Raw genomic sequence first — 2,493 nt, forward strand, 5'->3', positions numbered from 1 at the left:
TCCAGATACTGCTGGGGCGCGGCGTGCCAAGTGTAGTTGTCGAACTGGCGGACGTCGGTTGAGACGGCGACGAGCGGTTGCTGCATTTTGAGTTTGGTTTCCATCAGGCCAAGGAATTGTTCTGCCTATAAAATAAGCGATCCGACGCGGCTTTTCCATGGCAAGTTTGGCCGCCTCGCATGGGCCAGGGAAGTGAGCGTTAGACTATAGTTGCAGATGGCGGCCGAATGGCCGCTAGCTTGGTCGCGGCGCTGGACTCGACTTCTTGCCCGTGTATGGTTCTCGACAACCGGTCCGGGCACCGAGAATGTCCCGGCATCGGTCAGCTGATCCGCAAGGGAGGAAACTTAATGGATCGTCGTTCATTCATCCGCAAGGCCGGTGCGTCCGGCGTGGGCGCCGCGGCAGCGGCCGCGACGCTCGCCGCGCCGGCCATCGCCCAGTCCAACCCGAAAGTGACCTGGCGGCTTGCGTCGTCCTTCCCCAAGTCGCTCGACACGATCTATGGCGGCGCCGAGGTCTTCTCGAAAATGCTGTCGGAAGCGACCGATGGCAATTTCCAGGTCCAGGTCTTCGCCTCCGGCGAACTGGTGCCCGGTCTGCAGGCGGCGGACGCCACCGCAGCCGGCACGGTCGAAGCCTGTCATACGGTGGCATACTATTACTGGGGCAAGGATCCCACCTGGGCGCTGGGCGCGGCCGTGCCGTTCTCGCTCAATGCGCGCGGCATGAATGCCTGGCACTACCATGGCGGCGGCATCGACCTGTTCAACGAGTTCCTGGCCACGCAGGGCCTTTTCGGCCTGCCGGGCGGCAACACCGGCGTGCAGATGGGCGGCTGGTTCCGCAAGCAGATCAACACGGTCGCCGACCTGTCCGGCCTGAAGATGCGCATCGGCGGTTTTGCCGGCAAGGTCGTGCAGAAGCTCGGAGTCGTGCCGCAGCAGATCGCCGGCGGCGACATCTACCCGGCGCTGGAAAAGGGCACGATCGATGCCGCCGAATGGGTCGGCCCCTATGACGACGAGAAGCTCGGCTTCTACAAGGTAGCGCCCTATTACTACTATCCCGGCTGGTGGGAAGGCGGCCCGACCGTGCACCTGCTCTTCAACAAGGCCAAATACGAAGAGCTGTCGCCGGCCTACAAGTCGCTGGTGCACACCGCCGCCCAGGCGGCGGACGCCAACATGCTGCAGAAATACGACTTCCTCAATCCGGCGGCGGTGAAGCGGCTGGTGGCCGGCGGCGCCAAGCTGGCGCCTTTCAGCCAGGAAATCCTGGCGGCCTGCTTCGAAAAGGCCAACGAGGTCTATGCCGAGATGGAAGCCTCAAACGCGCCGTTCAAGAAGATCTGGGAATCGATCAAGGGCTTCCGCAAGGAGCACTATCTCTGGGCCCAGGTCGCCGAATACAATTACGACACCTTCATGATGGTGCAGCAGCGCAACGGCAAGCTGTAGGAGGCGATTGGCGCCTTCTCCCCGTCTCTAGACGGGGAGAAGGTCCCGGCAGGGGGGATGAGGGGCAGCGCCGGCTTCGGCGAATGGCAATTCACCCAGGTTTGGTAGGAGAGTCGAAGCCTCGGCTTTGCCTACCCGTCCAGCGTTGGCGCCGCCCTCACCTGGCTGCCGGCATCCTCTCCCCGTATAGTGACGGGGAGAGGATGCTGTCGTTGAGGGTTTCGCCAATCGCAGACATTGCAAGACTGCGTCTCAGCCTCGTCCCGGCACCACCAGCACCTTGACCTCGCCCGGCGCCGGCGGATTGGCGATGACGTCTGGAGCCTCTTCCAAGCTGACCTGCCTTGAGATCAGCCTATCGATCTCGATCGCCCCGGAGGCAATCAACTGCGCCGCCCGGCCATGCGTGAACGGGTTGAGGAAGGAGCCGAGCACCTTCAATTCGCGAAACAAAAGATCGAACGGCTCGATTTCCACCTTCATGCCTTGCGGCACCACGCCGACGATCACGACCGTGCCGCCGGCCTTGGCAATCCGCATCGACTGTTCGACCGTGTCGCGCACGCCGGCGCACTCCAGCACCACGTCGACGCCGCCGGGCGCCAGGCCATTCGGGCCGGCGATGGCTGCGACCGGATCGCCGGCGCTTGGATCTACCGTTGCCGTCGCGCCGAGCTCCTCGGCAAGCGCGCGGCGCGAGGCCTGCCTGGTCGACAGGATGATGGTCGCAGCACCGGCGAGCTTCGCCAGTTGCACGACGAGCAGGCCGATGACGCCGCCGCCGAGCACCACGACCGACGCGCCCGGCCGGATCGCTGCCAGGTCGACGCCGTGCAGGCAGCAGGCCAGCGGCTCGCAGAAGGCGCCATGCGTCGGTCTTAGGTTCGGGGGTAGCCGGAACGCCTGCCTGTGCGGCATCAGCACATAGTCGGCGAAGCCGCCGTCGCGATGGATGCCGATGGCGCTGAGATTGCTGCAGAGATTGACGCGGCCGGCATGTCAGTGGGCGCAGCGTCCGCAGGCGATGTTGGGA

Annotated in this window: 1 protein-coding gene and 2 pseudogenes; 1 reads left to right on the forward strand and 2 read right to left on the reverse strand. The window is 64.5% G+C overall.

What is annotated here, in order from left to right; translation table 11 throughout:
• Nucleotides 1-86: pseudogene (locus tag EOA28_RS40585) on the reverse strand (gamma-glutamyl-gamma-aminobutyrate hydrolase family protein); the annotation flags it as partial.
• 264 nt (nt 87-350) lie between these two features.
• On the opposite strand from EOA28_RS40585, the gene EOA28_RS32300 reads away from it, so the two are divergent.
• Nucleotides 351-1,460 carry a TRAP transporter substrate-binding protein gene (locus EOA28_RS32300; protein WP_127249717.1) on the forward strand — a complete coding sequence of 370 codons (1,110 nt, stop codon included), beginning with the start codon at nt 351-353 and terminating at the stop codon, nt 1,458-1,460.
• Nucleotides 1,461-1,712: 252 nt separating this feature from the next.
• Here EOA28_RS32300 and EOA28_RS32305 read toward each other — a convergent pair.
• A pseudogene (locus tag EOA28_RS32305) lies at nt 1,713-2,493 on the reverse strand (zinc-binding dehydrogenase); the annotation flags it as partial.

The organism is Mesorhizobium sp. M2A.F.Ca.ET.067.02.1.1, assembly GCF_004023285.1.
Classification (GTDB): Bacteria; Pseudomonadota; Alphaproteobacteria; order Rhizobiales; family Rhizobiaceae; genus Mesorhizobium.

Excerpts from the sequence above, each read along its gene's own strand:
- EOA28_RS32300 (WP_127249717.1), top strand. The coding sequence starts at position 351 with ATGGATCGTCGTTCATTCATCCGCAAGGCCGGTGCGTCCGGCGTGGGC.